This is a genomic window from Maribacter aquivivus (assembly GCF_900142175.1).
In the GTDB taxonomy this organism is placed as follows: Bacteria; Bacteroidota; Bacteroidia; order Flavobacteriales; family Flavobacteriaceae; genus Maribacter; species Maribacter aquivivus.
This window is the reverse complement of the sequence record NZ_FQZX01000002.1, coordinates 266957-282516: the sequence shown is the minus strand read 5'-3', so window position 1 is coordinate 282516 and position 15560 is coordinate 266957. Positions and strand designations below refer to the sequence as shown.

The 15560-nt window shown below is 33.8% G+C and carries 16 protein-coding genes; 3 read left to right on the top strand and 13 right to left on the bottom strand.

What is annotated here, in order from left to right; all coding sequences use genetic code 11:
* Positions 1 to 21: 21 nt before the first annotated feature.
* From BUC31_RS11575 to BUC31_RS11565, 3 genes are all read right to left on the bottom strand, one after another.
* Positions 22 to 774, bottom strand: coding sequence for a hypothetical protein (locus BUC31_RS11575; RefSeq protein WP_073244355.1), 753 nt, complete (start codon positions 772 to 774; stop codon positions 22 to 24).
* 95 nt (positions 775 to 869) lie between these two features.
* Positions 870 to 2333, bottom strand: a complete 1464-nt coding sequence (locus BUC31_RS11570) for a CotH kinase family protein (RefSeq protein ID WP_073244354.1) — start codon at positions 2331 to 2333, stop codon at positions 870 to 872.
* Positions 2334 to 2360: 27 nt separating this feature from the next.
* Positions 2361 to 2642: a CREC-EF hand family protein gene (locus BUC31_RS11565; protein ID WP_073244352.1), complete on the bottom strand. Its 282-nt coding sequence runs from the start codon at positions 2640 to 2642 to the stop codon at positions 2361 to 2363.
* Positions 2643 to 2832: 190 nt separating this feature from the next.
* Here BUC31_RS11565 and BUC31_RS11560 point away from each other — a divergent pair, with 190 nt between their 5' ends.
* The 3 genes from BUC31_RS11560 to BUC31_RS11550 all read left to right on the top strand — a co-directional run bounded on the left by BUC31_RS11560 (position 2833) and on the right by BUC31_RS11550 (position 5340).
* A complete protein-coding gene (locus BUC31_RS11560; protein WP_073244350.1) occupies positions 2833 to 3927 on the top strand; it encodes a sensor histidine kinase in 1095 nt (364 codons plus the stop codon).
* Complete coding sequence (locus BUC31_RS11555) at positions 3920 to 4594, top strand: LytR/AlgR family response regulator transcription factor (protein ID WP_073244348.1); 675 nt, start codon at positions 3920 to 3922, stop codon at positions 4592 to 4594. Before BUC31_RS11560 ends, BUC31_RS11555 begins: the two co-directional genes overlap by 8 nt.
* Before the next feature lie 188 nt (positions 4595 to 4782).
* Complete coding sequence (locus BUC31_RS11550; protein WP_073244346.1) at positions 4783 to 5340, top strand: DUF4494 domain-containing protein; 558 nt, start codon at positions 4783 to 4785, stop codon at positions 5338 to 5340.
* Between the two features lie 99 nt (positions 5341 to 5439).
* Here BUC31_RS11550 and BUC31_RS11545 read toward each other — a convergent pair whose 3' ends face one another.
* From BUC31_RS11545 to BUC31_RS11500, 10 genes are all read right to left on the bottom strand, one after another.
* Positions 5440 to 5943 carry a GreA/GreB family elongation factor gene (locus tag BUC31_RS11545; RefSeq protein ID WP_073244344.1) on the bottom strand — a complete coding sequence of 168 codons (504 nt, stop codon included), beginning with the start codon at positions 5941 to 5943 and terminating at the stop codon, positions 5440 to 5442.
* Between the two features lie 181 nt (positions 5944 to 6124).
* Complete coding sequence (locus BUC31_RS11540; protein ID WP_211573865.1) at positions 6125 to 6862, bottom strand: LytR/AlgR family response regulator transcription factor; 738 nt, start codon at positions 6860 to 6862, stop codon at positions 6125 to 6127.
* 43 nt (positions 6863 to 6905) lie between these two features.
* Positions 6906 to 7922: a hypothetical protein gene (locus BUC31_RS11535; protein WP_073244342.1), complete on the bottom strand. Its 1017-nt coding sequence runs from the start codon at positions 7920 to 7922 to the stop codon at positions 6906 to 6908.
* Between the two features lie 13 nt (positions 7923 to 7935).
* Complete coding sequence (locus tag BUC31_RS11530) at positions 7936 to 8535, bottom strand: YbhB/YbcL family Raf kinase inhibitor-like protein (RefSeq protein ID WP_073244340.1); 600 nt, start codon at positions 8533 to 8535, stop codon at positions 7936 to 7938.
* Positions 8532 to 9863, bottom strand: coding sequence for a YHYH protein (locus tag BUC31_RS11525; RefSeq protein ID WP_073245907.1), 1332 nt, complete (start codon positions 9861 to 9863; stop codon positions 8532 to 8534). The genes BUC31_RS11530 and BUC31_RS11525 overlap by 4 nt, the downstream gene beginning before the upstream one ends.
* Before the next feature lie 31 nt (positions 9864 to 9894).
* A complete protein-coding gene (locus tag BUC31_RS11520; RefSeq protein ID WP_073244338.1) occupies positions 9895 to 10929 on the bottom strand; it encodes a sensor histidine kinase in 1035 nt (344 codons plus the stop codon).
* Between the two features lie 6 nt (positions 10930 to 10935).
* Positions 10936 to 12156 (bottom strand): ABC transporter permease, encoded by a 1221-nt coding sequence (locus BUC31_RS11515; RefSeq protein ID WP_073244336.1) that lies wholly within the window; start codon positions 12154 to 12156, stop codon positions 10936 to 10938.
* Between the two features lie 2 nt (positions 12157 to 12158).
* Entirely contained in the window at positions 12159 to 12902 is a 744-nt protein-coding gene (locus BUC31_RS11510; RefSeq protein ID WP_073244333.1) for an ABC transporter ATP-binding protein, read from the bottom strand.
* Between the two features lie 2 nt (positions 12903 to 12904).
* Complete coding sequence (locus BUC31_RS11505) at positions 12905 to 14128, bottom strand: efflux RND transporter periplasmic adaptor subunit (RefSeq protein WP_073244330.1); 1224 nt, start codon at positions 14126 to 14128, stop codon at positions 12905 to 12907.
* 5 nt (positions 14129 to 14133) lie between these two features.
* Positions 14134 to 15465 (bottom strand): TolC family protein, encoded by a 1332-nt coding sequence (locus BUC31_RS11500; protein WP_084135018.1) that lies wholly within the window; start codon positions 15463 to 15465, stop codon positions 14134 to 14136.
* Between the last annotated feature and the right edge of the window lie 95 nt (positions 15466 to 15560).

Sequence of the window (15560 nt, the reverse complement as noted above, 5' to 3'; positions counted from 1 at the left end):
TTAGATTATTATTTAATTTGATTAAGGTCTATGTAATTCTTGATTTAATTTTGTTGCAATAGTCTCAGTTTTGAATCTTAAATTTTTGGCAATCGATAATTGATCTTTGGTTCTTAAAAGTCTATCTATAACACCGTTTTGATATTCTCTACTAACCAATAATTCTGGATAATTAGATTGATTACCATAGTTTTTAACTCGCTTGTAGTTGTAACTATTTTCAGGTAAAATTTCTAATAACGAAATATATTTTTCTATTATCGGTTTCAACCGATTGGTAATAATATTTTCAATTTTAATTTGTTGATTGTTAAAGCTATCTAACTCGTTAGGGTAAGCAGCAATCAAATATTTAAGAGAGTCACTTTCAATAAATTCAAATTTGTTAGTAGCGTTTATTGAATTAATAGCCTCGTTTCTTACAATGGTCTTCTCATAGTTGAGATTAACAATTAACTTTTTGGCGTCTTGCGTTAATTCTTTTGGCTGTACACCTAGATAGTTAATTGTGTTTTGAAGCATTTGTATGCTCTTTGTATAATCTACAATAGCACTATCCAATACAATTAAATTTGTATCCAGCTCTTGACTTAAGCTTTTATAAATTTTCAGTTCTACAACCCTATTTTTTTTAATTTCATTTAAGTTGTTGATTTTCCAGGCAATCAATAGACCTACTACTATTAATGCTATTTCGCCAAGCGCGTAAATAAAGTATGTTTTAAACTTTTCTAGCCGCAATAATTTATTTCTAACCTTTCTGAACAATACCATTGAAAGCTATTTTAGTATCCGATGTAAGACTTTATATGTTTAAATAAAGCTCCATGATTTCTCACGAAGCTTTGAGCTAACATCAACAACAATTATTATCTATTTAGGTAACTATTTACTGCCGCAGTTCTACTTGTGGCATGGGCATTTAGTTCATTCACCGCATTCTGAAAATCTGCACTAGAGTTTAAAAAGGTATACCCTTCAGTTTCAGAAGTTGCATAAGGTTCAATTAACGCAGAATAGCTTGCATATAATGCTTGTACCGTTGCCTCGTTAAAAGGACCTTCAATAACTTCTTGAACGTAGGCATCATACTTAGCTTGGTAAACATCATCAGTATACAAGTATGATATTAATGGCCATTGGGATGCTGTAATATTTGAGAAATCTAACGCTGCAGAGCCTTGTTGTTTACCTGTTTGTAAAGCTTCATTATTATCCCATGGTATCCACGTTAACTTACTGTTATCGGGATTATTATATAGATAGTAGTTGTGAGACATTCTACCATAAGTATCCCAATTTTGAATAATAGTATTGGTAGCTAAGTATTTCAAGAATACATCAGTATCAAGTGTTGCATCTAAATTTGTTCTCCATGCTGCAGCATCTGTTGTTCTTGACGCATCATGTAGAATATTTAAAAGACTTTCTACATCAGAAAAATCGGCATCATCTTCATTTGTTTTTTTAACATATTCATCTTCATCATAAGTACCTGCGGCAAAAGTAGCGGCATCACCATCTGGCTTATACAAATTTCCATCATCGTCAGAAAACTGCTCATCTATTACGGTATCATCAACTTCTTCTACAAGTGTATATAGTCCAAAATAAATAGGACCATCTCCATAATCAACATAAACCGTATAAAATGCGGTGTTTGAAACGGCTAACCCTGCACTGCGGAATACATCTGCAGCTACTTTTTCACGTAGCATTGATTTATCGTCAAAATTGTTTTTAAGGCTTAACTTCTTAAATCCATAAAAACGTTGATTATCAATTTGGGGGTAATCATCTTCAAACTCATCAAAATCTAGTTTAAAGGAAAGTTTTAAGTTTCCTGCTTGCCAAGTAGATTGTAAGCTAGAATTACCTTTAAATCGAACACCAACTTTATACCATTCTGTGCCTTCATAGAATACTTCTGCAGGAACAAATATAGGATCCTCATCAGTTGATGTAGTGCCCACTGGTCCGCCTCCTTGGCTAGATCCGCCAAAGGAACCATAAAGAGATGTCATGTTATCTAACATACTTTCCCAACGATCCTCGGTTATAACGATATCAAGGCGTTTTACCTCATTATCTTCAAATACCTCTTCAAAATCTGGGTCGGCATCTTTACTGTGTGTTGCCGTGGTCCAATCTGTAGCTTCAAAATCGGTATCGTCAACAGTAGTACTAACTTCTTCCTCTTCAATTATTTCTTCATCCTCCTCGTCAGTACTTGTTACTGTGTCATCATCACTACAGGCAATAAAAACAGAAATGAATATGAAAAAAAAGATCTTTTCAATCGGAAAAACAGACTTGATATCTTTATAGCTCATGTGTAAAATTTTAAGGGTTAATTTGAATTAGTTTCTAGGTCTTCCTTTTGGTTTAGGAGCTTTTTCTAATTCTTCTTCAGTAAGAAAACCATCTTCATCAGTATCAATTTTATCGAAATCATCTTTTAAAGGTCCTTTTACCTCGTCTTTAGAAAGTTGACCGTCTTCGTCCTTATCCATTTGCTTTAAAAGCTCAGTAAATGTTGGGGGCTCTTTTTTTTCGCCTTTAGACTGTGCGTTAACTGCTACTGTTCCAAATGCAACTAACATGGCAAATAATAATCCTGTTTTTAATGTAATACGTTTCATATGTTTTAATTTTAATAATTAATATTCGAGAACAAAGATGTGAGAAACTTCAATGTAATATGAGCGCATTAAGTGTTTGCCGTTTACTTTTAAGTGAAAGCCATATTTTAGACAGCGAACACTTTAGTATCACCTGTTTATAGCCTTGTTTACGGGGTTTGTTTGAATTATTATTCCTTTTATTTGCAACATGAACAGACATAAGAATTTTATATTTCACGTAGCGCTATGGTTACTGATTTGGTCAACTGCTTGGATTTTTAGTGGCAGTGATATTCAATTTGCAGTGGAAAACGGAATGGCACTCGTATTTCAGATTTTAGTGATTGCCATATTAATCTACTATACGGTACCTCAATTATTATTAAAGAAAAAGTATATAGCATTTACTATAGTCTCTTTAATCACGGTTTTTGTAGTCACCTTAGTGTTAACCAACGTTTTACCAAACCAAATACTTGGGTTAGAAAACGTAGACCAGGTGCCTGGACCTAGATTTGGACCAGGACCGGGAGCTGGCGGACCAGCGGCCGGACCTAGATTTGAAGACGGACCGCCATTAGATGTTAACCGTAGGCCACCATCACGTTTTTTCATTAATCTGTTATTGATTGCAATTGCTTATGTGATAGCCACTCTTGTTGAAATATTTCTATTTGCTCAACGAAAAGAAGAGGAAATAGTTATCAATAAAAATGAAGCTTTACAAACAGAATTGAAGCTGTTGAAGTCACAGATCAATCCACATTTTTTATTCAATGCCTTAAATAACATATATGCATTGTCTGCAATAGATTCTGGAAGAACACAACAGAGTATTAGTTATTTGTCTGATATGCTTAGGTATGTATTATATGAGTGTGAGCAAGAGATTGTACCGCTTTATAAAGAGATAGACTATATTGAAAATTATATAAAATTATTTTGTCTTAAGAGCAGTAAAACATATCCAATAACTACTTCTTTTACTATCGAAAACCAGAATATTCAAATTGTACCCATGTTATTGATTCCTTTTTTGGAAAATGCCTTAAAGCATAGTAATATTGAAAAAGTGACCGGCACATTTATTAATCTAAAAATTAATGCTACCATAAATAGTATTGATTTTGAACTAGAGAATAGCAAGCCAGAATTTAAGATTGTAAAAGATGATGTTGGTGGTATTGGAATTGAAAATGTAAAGAAACGTTTGGCAATTCTATATCCAGATCGACATGAATTAGTAATAAACGAGACCTCGCAAGCTTTTAAAGTGAATTTAAAACTTCAATTGAATGAATAGAATAAATTGTATAGTCGTAGATGACGAAGAATTGGCACGTGCCCTACTAATAACTTATATAGAAAAGTTAGATTATTTAAATTTGGTAGGCGAGGCTGAGAATCCGTTAGAGGCTTTACAATTAATGAAAGAACATGAGGTAGACGTGTTGTTCTTGGATATACAAATGCCAGAAATAAAAGGAACAGATTTTGCCAAAATGGTTGATTCCAATACTAAGATAATTTTTACCACAGCATACTCACAATACGCCTTAGAAGGTTATGAGTTAAATGCAGTTGATTACCTATTAAAACCAATAACGTTTGAGCGTTTTGTTACTGCCGTAAATAAAGTGAAACCGAGTAAAATTATTGAAAAGAACGATACCATTACTATAAAATCTGGCTATGACCTACATAAAGTAAAATATGAAGATATTCTTTATGTAGTTAGTGATAGCGAGTATGTTACCTTCCATTTAGGTGATAAGAAAATAATTAGCAATCAGCGTTTAAAAGCTTTAGAACAAGAGCTGCCGAGTTCTATGTTCATGAGAGTTCATCGATCTTATATTATTAATAAGAATAACGTTACGGGATTAAAAGGCAGGGATTTACTACTGTCAGATGTTATTATACCTGTAAGCGATTCGTATTATGACCAAGTAAAAGAAGAATTGTTTTAATCTAGATTCCTTTCCATTCTTACACTTTACAATAGTTCAAAATTTATGAATTATTCAACATATCTCTAAGTGTCTAATTTTTAGCGTACTATCATCACGACCGTTAAATTGTGAATATCTATTACATTTTTAGACCTTGCAAACTATGGCTAACGAGTATATTTAGCACCCCAAAAAAAATAGAAAATATGAGCGCAACTTGGTACGAGTGTAAAATAAAATATAGAAAGCTTGATGAAGCTTCAGGTATGTTGAAAGTGAAAACAGAACCTTTTTTGGTTGATGCTATTTCGTATACCGAAGCAGAGAGCAGAATTACAGAAGAAATGTCAGCTTACTTAAGCGATACGGAGGAAATAAAAATTACGAATATAAAGGTTGCTAATTTTGCTGAAATTCATCCGTTCGAGAATTCAGACAGATGGTTTAAATCTAAAGTGTCTTTAATTGCTTTTGATGAAGAAAGTGGCAAAGAACGCAAAACCAATATGTATTTATTGATACAGGCAAACGACGTAAAGGAAGCTTATGATAATACCATAAGTGTTATGAAAGATACAATGGGTGAATACTCTGTACCTTCTATTGCGGAATCTCCAATTATGGATGTTTTTCCTTATTTCTCTGGTGAAGAGGATGATATGGAGCGTGTAGAAAAATTCAATATTATTAAAGATTCTGTTCCGGTTGATAATTCAATGGATGAAGAATTAGAAATGAGTGATGCAATGTCAAGCGAAGAATAAGCGTATTTAGATATATAGTTTATAAGAAACGAGGACCAATTAGGTCCTCGTTTTTATTCATAGCAGATTATAATTTACTTCATTAATGTACTGCGTTTATCACGTGTACGATATCTCCATAATTTCAAACACGCGCTCTACTTTACCTAATTGTAATGTAGCAGTATCACCAATATGTTTAGATATTAATATTCGAGCAATAGGAGATAAAAATGATATTTTACCTTTTGCTATGTTTGCTTCATCAACACCAACTATTTGAAATTGTTGTGGTGTTTCAGCATTATCAATTACTACTTTTACCGTTGCACCAAAACGAACCTCGTTCTTAGGTTGTTCATTTAGACTTACAATTTTTGCGCTAGCAATTCGCTCATTCAGCAATTGTAGTTTAGCATTGATTAAATTACTTGCAATACGTCTTTCTTTCTCATTGTCATGTTGTAAAGATTCTTTTTCAAGCGATAAAGCATTTCTTTCTTCCAATAAATTGTTATACCCTATTTCGGTGACATAATTAACCGCTCCGTTAGGTAAATCTGCCCTTGGCGGCACCATAGGTATTTCTTCTTGATCTTCTTCTTTAACAAACCCTCTACTCATTACATTTTAATTTAAAATAAAGTTAGCTACTGCACATGGGTAGCATTAATGAGATTCAATATTTGATTAACTCAATTAAACAAGTTCTAGAAAAAAATGATGGTGCTTTTCGAAAATAAATCATCTAGAGTAGTTATAGGGGTTGATGGCTATTTTCTAGTAATGATATCAATTTTGAATCTTAATTATTCAATGAATTATCATTTATATATTCTAAAAACCGGGGCTTGTATTGTTCAGAAACGGTGATGCGTTGTTTGTTGATAATGATTTGACTACGCTCAATTACTTCAACATACTTTAGAGATACAATAAAAGAGCGGTGTACACGCATAAAATTAGAGTTGGGTAATTCTTCTTCTAAACTCTTTAAACTCATTAAGGTTAGAATTGGCTTAGGGTTATCTTTTATCCATATTTTTATGTAGTCCTTCAGACCTTCAAAATATTGGACGTCAGCCAATTTAATGCGCAATTGTTTGTATTCTGATTTTACAAAAAGGAATTCCTTTTCATCAGATACTACAGAAGGTTGTGTATTGCCTTTTACCAAAGAGAACCATTCTAAGGCTTTGTTGGCAGCGGTTAAGAACTCGGCATAATCAAACGGTTTTAGCAAATAATCTAAAGCCTCCACTTTAAAACCTTCTAATGCATATTGGTCAAAAGCAGTTGTAAAAATTACTCTAGAATGTTTTGGAAGCATTTTAGAAAATTCTATTCCAGTTAAATCCGGCATTTGAATGTCCAGAAATAATAAGTCTACTTTCTCAGTATTTAAAAACTGCATGGCTTCTATGGCGCTATTGCATTTCTTTTTCAATGTTAAATACGGAGTTTTCTCTACATAACTTTCTACTAGGTTAACAGCCATAGGCTCATCGTCAACAATTATGCAAGTAATTTGTATGCTTTCCATATCAGGTTTCTAATTTTAATAGTCTAAAAGATTTTTTCTGTATTTATTTTACGGTATATCTAACTAATACTTCGTTATCTAAAATTACATTTGTTGACCATATAAATTGAGCATCTTCTTCATTATTATCAAACACATCTATAAAGTTAGTATACGCAGGTTTATTATCCACACCTATGGTATTATTTGAAAACTCGGTTGCATTTGGCCAATCGCTATCATCAAAATCTGCCGATTCCCAATTTGATGGTGTTTTCCAATGCAAAGCATAATAAGAAGTACCATCATTAGAATCTTCAGTACTGCAAGCATCACTTAATCTTAAAGATCCTTCTTCAGAAGCACAAGACAAATCCTTTAAAGGTGCTGTGTAAAATGTTTGGGCTTTCCAGGCAGAGTTTGTAGTAGCAATTATATCATCTTTAGAATTTTTAAAAACAGCGACCATACCACCATCTCCTGGATGAAACGCTTGCCCCCTATTGGCTTCTGATCCCAAACCACTATTTTCTTCCCAGTCTACTAATTTCATGGCTATAGTAAAAGGTGTTTTCACCTTAAAACGAACGATATTAGAATTGAATTGAGTAAAAGGAACATTGTCTTTACCTACTGCAACACCATTAATGTACATTTCAAAATAGTTATCGGCAAATATGTATGCTGTAATTACTTCACCATCAGAATCAACCTCAATAATATCTGTTCCGTCTAAAGCGGCTAATGCTTCATCTGCAGATGTATATTCTACCTTTGTACACGGATTAAATAAATCTGATGCAAAAGGAAAGTTATCATCGGTAAAATTTACTTCTGCGGGAACCGACCATTCACTACCATCTGTTGCTGTAGATATTCCAATTGGTGCTTCTCTACCCCTATCACACTCAAAAATGTTTTCAGTAATAACGGTTGCTGGCCCTTGAGATACAGATGCTGTTCCTGTATAAGTTTTTGAATTATCAGGTGTTGTATTTTTACTGTTTTGACCGTTTTTACAAGCTGTCATCGTTAAAGAAGCGAAAACAAAGAGTAGTAAAGTGTTCTTTAAGTATATCATTTAATTGTTATTTTTAATTTGAGTCTATAAAGGTTAATGTTGTTCTATCAATAATTTTAACCGTAGCCAATGCATTCTTAAATACATTGTAATCTACGTTTAAACTATGTTTTTTTGGTAAACTACTTGGCGTTTCTGAAAGGGCGTAAAGAGCTATAGTATACTCATGCTTGCCTTTTCCACGAGAGCAGGGAGATGTGTAAGATATGGCAGTACCATCTTTATTGACTCCCATAAACCAATTTCCTTTGGAAGCCATTTTATATGGTATTCCTGAGGTTTCTGGATTTATATCCCATAATAGCAGATATGAATTAATCTCTGTTCTATCATTTTTCTTTGGATAATGATACATGACAATTGCTAACGATTTAGTGCCTTCAGGAACATTTTTCCATGAAAGAGGAATGGAATTTTCAACATCATTGACCTTCTCTTCACATTTATAATCATCAAGTAAAACACCATTCTTTATGGCGATACTAGTTAGTTTAAAATCTGAATGTATGGTTTTAAAGTCATCATGATTTACTTCTGTTATTTCTCTGTTACTATTTTTACAAGACAATAAGCAAATAAAAAGAAAGGGAACTATAAACTTTGAATATTTCATTTTTCTCTTGGTTTATAGTTTTCAACAGTTGAAGTACCATCAGGATTTATAAATTGATAGCTATAATTATCTTCGCTATCCCAATTATAATTGATAATATATTCTTTGGAATCTAAACTGTAGGTTAAGGAATATGAGTTTTCTCCTAAGGACTTAAAATCAATAATCTCCGCACCTCGTAACGGTCTTAACGCAGGTCTTAATTCTTGTGTTCTAGGTTGCGGATACACTTGGTTTTCAGGTGCTTTTGTTTTTGGGTCTAATTGTACTTCGCCCCGCATACCTGCAATGAAATAGGGATATTCTTTAATGGTGTGATATTGATACGAACCATCTGAATTTGTTTTTCCTAAATATTCATCTAATGTATCTGTGGTTTCTCCATAAACCGGAAAACCATCTACTGCATAAGCAACTGGGTTCCCCGCACCAACTTGGTCCTGCAAATGTAGAGGTGGTAAATGGTAGTGATAATCATCTGCACGACCACAATGTCCGCCCCAATTATCTAATTCTCCAATAGCGTTGGCATCTTCGCCTCTGTTATTTAAAGGGTTGAAAATGGGTATTCCATTCACCGCAACAGCAATTGCTCCTTTTAACAAATTGGTTTTTGTAGATAACGGGTGTTCAGCCATTTTTGGATGTGTAGGTATTGCCCAACTATTGCCACCGGTATAATTTTGCTTAATAGGCACTTGTTGTTGCCAGTTTGTAATACCAACCATCATATCATGATCTGGTAGCCCATTGGATGAAACATAAAGATAGTTTTCGTCCGAATGTGTACTGACACCTTCAAATCTCTCAAAAAAAGCTCGCATCTCTGCAACGTTGTTTTCTGGTACTTCTAAATTAGTGGTTTTAGTAGAATTCACATTTTTACAGGATACAATCAAAATAACCCCTAAACGAAGTACTCCATGTGTTAGGTACACTACTGTTTTTCGTTTCATCAGCTTAAAAACAGAAAAAGACAAAAGAAGAATACCGAAACCAATAAGCGCCCAATCAAAAATTGATAGCGATTGTGAATCAGGTTGAATAGCTGTTCTACTATTTAATGAATGAATGAACTCATTTTTACTTTTAATATAGTCTTGATCAGCTTCTGCAAAGTCTTTAATTTGAAAAGTTTGAATACTATGGTTGCCGTCCATAAGCCAAACTTCACCATTTTCACATGAAATGAAATCAGCCTTGAATAGTTCATTTGAAGTTAACTCCCATTGTTTGGATGGAATTCCATGTCCGCCTTCATGAGCAATAATAGAATTACTTATTAGAAGAAAAATGCAAATTAGAAATGTATATTTTGTCTGATTCATTGATTGGGGTTCTATATTCTTTTTCAGTATTTTAAATTTCAATTTTTAAATACACAGAATAAATTCCGTTCTTGATTTCTTGCTGAAAAAGATGTTTGCCAGGGTATAATAACTCTAATCTTTTCTTAAGGTTGGGTAGACCAATACCAGAACCACTTTTATCATTTATTTGTTTAGGGAAATTGTAATTCTCAATTTTAAAAATCACTACATTTTCATTAGTAGTCATATCTATTGAAATTACACTCTCTTTACTGGCAGAAACCCCATGTTTAAAAGCATTTTCAATTAGAGAAATGAACAGTAGCGGAGCAATTTTAGTCTGTGGTTCACTAATTGGAAAGCTAGATTCTACAGTTGTTTTATCTGTTAAACGAAGATTCATTAAGTCGATATACTTTCTCATGAATTCAATTTCCTTTGAAAGAGGAACTAATTCAGTACTTGTTTCATATAACAAATAGCGCATTAGCTTGCCTAAACTATGAATAGTAGATTTTGCTTTATCTGGAGATATATCTACGAGCGAATATATATTATTCAAAGAATTAAAAAAGAAATGGGGTTGTAGCTGATATCTAAGATGTTGCAGTTCCGTTTGTAATTTAAAGTTATCCGCTTCCTTTTTCTCTGCTTCAGTTTTAACCCATCTTTTAGTGGTCTTAATGGCTATTGAAAAAAGTAAAGGAGCAGCATAGGATAACATTTGAACATATAAGAACAGTTTAAATGGAGGTCCTTCCCTATTATCCTCTGGCGGACGTTTCTTTATGAGTTCGGCAAAATAATTATCCTCAATAAATTCTTTCATCAAAATAAAAAAACCGATAATCACTAAATTGATAAGAATAAATACTACCGTTTTATTCGAGAAAAGGAATTTGTCAATTAGTATGAAAAAATTCAGATAAAATATAATTGCATAGAACAGCATCGGTATTAAAAAATGGGCAATTAATCTGTTATTGTCCAATTCTTGACCGTATGATAAAACAAAAGGTATGCTGAACAGCACCAGCCATATTAGTAGATGCTGAACTATGATTATTTTTTTATTCTTGTACATAATTATTTATTCATAACGTAATGCTGTGATAGGATCTAGTGACGATGCTTTTCTTGCAGGATACCATCCAAAGAAAATACCTGTTACTGCACAAACGGCAAACGATATTATTATTGAATACAGTGCCACACTTGTAGGCCAATGTAAGAACTTTTCTATAAAAACGGTAGCACCTAAACCTAAGATTACACCAAGTAGTCCACCAGTAATACTTATTAAAATTGCTTCAATAAGAAATTGCATCAAAATATCAGAACCTTTACCGCCAACAGCCATACGAAGTCCTATTTCTTTTGTTCGCTCTTTTACCGATACATACATTATATTCATAATACCTATACCACCAATTAATAATGAAATACTGGCAACTGCAACTAAAAGAATAGTAAGCATTTCACTGGTAGAGCTAAATGTTGAAATTAGCTCCTCCATGGAACGAACCGTAAAATCATCATCTTCGGTATACATTAACTTATGTTCTGCACGTAAAATGTCGGTAACCTCTATTACAGCATCGGGTGCATCATCTTCACTAATGGCAGATGCCATTATCTGATTCAAATAATCAATAGCCAAAATGCGTTTTTGTACCGTGGTGTAAGGCGCGATAACCACATCATCTTGATCCTGCCCAAATGTATTCTCCCCTTTTTCTTCTAATACTCCAATAACTTTAAACGGGATATTATCAAAACGAATCATTTGACCAACAGGGTCTTGACCATCAGGAAATACATTGTCTACAACGGTTTGCCCAAGAACAACAACTTTAGAGGCAGATTTTACTTCGGCATCGGTAAACATGCTACCACTTTGAAGCCCCACAACTTTTATCTCCAAATATTCTGGGTTAACACCATAGATGGTACTTGGCCAGTTATTGGCACCGTTTATTACTTGTCCGCCACCATTAACAATAGGTGTTATATAACTTAGAAGTGTAGATTGATTTTTTATCGTTTCATAATTAGCAAGCGTTAGAGTTTGCACATCACCACCACTACCCCTTGCAGGACCTCTATCATCTGCCCCAGGACGTATAGTAATCATATTAGATCCCATATTTGAAATGGTACTTCTAATACTCTCTTTAGAACCTTCACCAATAGCCAACATAGCAATTACAGAAGCTACGCCAATGATAATGCCTAACATGGTCAACAAAGTTCTTGTTTTGTTAAGAATTATAGCTTTGAAAGCGATTTTGAATAGATTTAATAGTCTCATAATTAATCGTCTTGTTTAGGCAATTTTGCCAATTCTGCTGCTGCGGATTGTATTTTATGATTTTGATAATCTTGCATGATATCCCCATCTTTTAATACAATTGTTCTACTACTAAACGTAGCTATATCTGGCTCGTGAGTAACAAAGGTGATGGTGATGCCTTTCTTGTTCAATTCTTGAAATAAAGACATGATTTCATAAGAAGTACGTGTATCTAAATTACCTGTTGCCTCATCTGCTAAAATCATTACTGGGTTGTTTACTAGTGATCTAGCAATGGCAACACGTTGTTGTTGACCACCAGAAAGTTGAGAAGGTGTATGATGTAATCTATCTCCCAAACCAACCATTTCTAAAGCTTTAATAGCCCGTTCTCTTCGCTCCTCTGTAGATACCTTGCTGTTATATAACAATGGTAACTCTACATTTTCTATTGCGGATGTTCTAGCTAAAAGGTTATAAGATTGAAAAATGAATCCTATTTTCTCATTTCTAATTGTAGCCAGTTCATTTCTACTTAAATCTTTCATACTTACGCCATCGATCTCGTAAGTACCAGATGTGGGTTGATCTAAGCAGCCCAATATGTTAAGCATAGTACTTTTGCCAGAACCACTAGAGCCCATAATAGTTACAAACTCCCCTTCCTTTATAGAGAATGATATTCCACGTAGCGCATGAACAGTTTCTGTGCCCATGACGAACTCACGTTTTAAGTCTTCTATTTTTATGATTTCTTTACTCATGCTTATTTCTTTTTACCTCCTGGGCGTTGTGGCATAAACGGACTCTCTTCTGTACCGCCTGCTGGGGCACCAGATTGAGTAGTTTCAGATTTTAAACTATATACCAATTTGTCACCTTCATTAATACCGCTTAAAATTTGAACTTTTACTCCATCACTCGCACCTAATTTTACTTCTTTCGGAGTTATGGCTCCATTAGATTCTAAAACCCAAACTTTGGTAACATCTTCTTCATCGGTTGTTCTTGGTCCATTATTGGGGCGCTCTACCGTTAACTTCTCCTGCTCGTTGTATGCCATCATTTCTGGTGGTGTAGGCTTAAAATTGATCGCTTTTGCTTCTACCGATAACACATCTTTTAATTCGAGGGTGTAAATAGAAATAGTTGCTGTTAAACCCGGTTTAAGTTTCAAATCAGGATTATCAGCTTTGATAACCACTGTGTAGGTAACTACATTTGAAGTAATGGTTGGATCTAATCTTACCTGCGTTACTTCACCTTCAAACTCTTGATCTTGATAAGCATCAACTGTGAAACTTACTCGTTGTCCTTCTTTTACAACCCCTATATCTGCCTCATCAACATCGGCCTCTACCTGCATTTCCTGTAAATCTTGTGCAATGGTAAAAAGTGTAGGTGTACTGTAGCTTGCGGCTACTGTTTGCCCCTCATCAATATCTCTTGAAAGTACCACACCATCTATAGGAGAATAGATATTTGCATAGCCTAAGTTTGTTTTTGCCTGTTGCAAGTCAGACAAACGTTGTGTAACGGTACCCTTTGCAGTTTCGTAATTGTAAACAGCATCATCAAAATCAGATTTGCTAATTACCTGATTGTCGTATAACGATTTCTGTCTTTCATAAATGGTTTGCAAATAGTTTCTTTGACTAATAGCATTGTCATAAGAAGCTTGTGCTTGTGTAGTGGAAGCTTTAAGATTTGTTTTATCTAATTCCGCAATTAATTGCCCCTCTTTAACCTCACTATTGTAATCAACATATACTTTCTCCACAACTCCTGAGACTTGTGTACCTACATCAACTTGGTTTATAGGCTCAATAGTACCTGTTGCAGTTACCATAGTGGTAACGTCACCTTTTTTAGCGGCTATGGTTTTCGCTTCAATAGCAACACTGTCATCACCTTTTATAAAGCTATATGCTACAAAAGCTAAGACCAACAGCGCTATTCCTCCTATTATGATTTTTGTTTTATTTTTCATTTTGATTAAAGTTTAATATCGTTTCCTTGATAGAATTGTAATAATTGATGGTATAAAATATTTAGGTATTTTGATTGTAAATAGTTCTGTTGCGCATTGGTAAAAGTGTTTTGACTAATTACCAAATCGGTAGTACTTAAGTCGCCCAGCTCATATTTTTTCTGCGCTAGATTATAAGACTGTTCTGCTGCATCTTGAGAGACTTCTGCCGCCACTAATTGTTCCTGTGATGAAAGTGCATTTTGGTAGGCTGTTTCCACCTTTTTAATTACTTCTTTCTCAATAGTTTGTTTCTGAATCTCAGCTTTTTCTATATTAAAAGAAGCGGTCTGAACAGCAGATTTTGTCTGATTTCTATTGAAAATAGGTATGCTTAAACTTAGCCCTAACCTTTGATTGAAATTGACATCTAACTGATCTGTAAAAGTATTGTCACGTATACTGGTGTAACCAGAACCAAGACTTCCTGTTAAAGCAAGAGTTGGTAAATAACCACCTTTAGCTATTTCTAATTCTTTTTCGTTAACTAGAATATTTGTTTTGCTAGCCTCTACCTCAGGTAAATACGCTAAGGCATTGGTGTAAATAGCTTCTTTGTTTAGTTCTAAATTTATTAAGTCTTGATTCTCATCAACCGTTTCAATAGTTAAATCTTCTAAGGGCGATAATTCAAGTAATTGTTTTAGGTTGATGATGTTAAGCTCGTAATCATTTTTTGCAGCAATTACATTGTATTTATTAGTTGCTGCCTGACTTTGAGCTTCGGTATAATCACTTAATGCAATAGTACCGGCATCTAATCTAGATTTTGCTCTTAGCACCTCTTTTTCTGAAGCGCTTAAATTGTTTTCGGCAATGCTAATCCCCTCTTTACTGTATAAGGTTTGTAAATAAGATTCTAGAATGCTGATTACAATATTGTTTTTGGCTTCTTGTGCCAACAAACTATTCTGCTCTACTAATAATTGATTTTGCTTAACCTGATTGTTTAGCTGATTTCCTTGAAAGAGTGTTACGGAACTATTAATACCAAGATTGGTACTATGTATTTGATCAGAAACATAATCGCTCGTAATTGGGTCAATAGATGTACCGCTAGAGAAGTTTTGGGAAGCACTACCAAATAAGTTTGGAAGCTTAGCTGATTTTGCTTTGTTATAATTTACTTCAGAAATACTGGTATTTAAATCAGCATCTTTTATAGTTATGTTATTTTCTATTGCGTAAGAAATACAATCTTCTAAAGACCAAATTTTAGAGGCGGTATTGGTTTCTACATCCTGTGCAAAAGCAAAGTGAGCAAATAAAATGCTTGCTATGATTATATATTGTTTCATTTAAAGCGTGTTTTTAATTAACACTTCAAAAATGAAACTTTAAACTTTTCTGGTAGAATGTAATAGAAGTCTGGCTCTTTTGTTTATACGGAAAC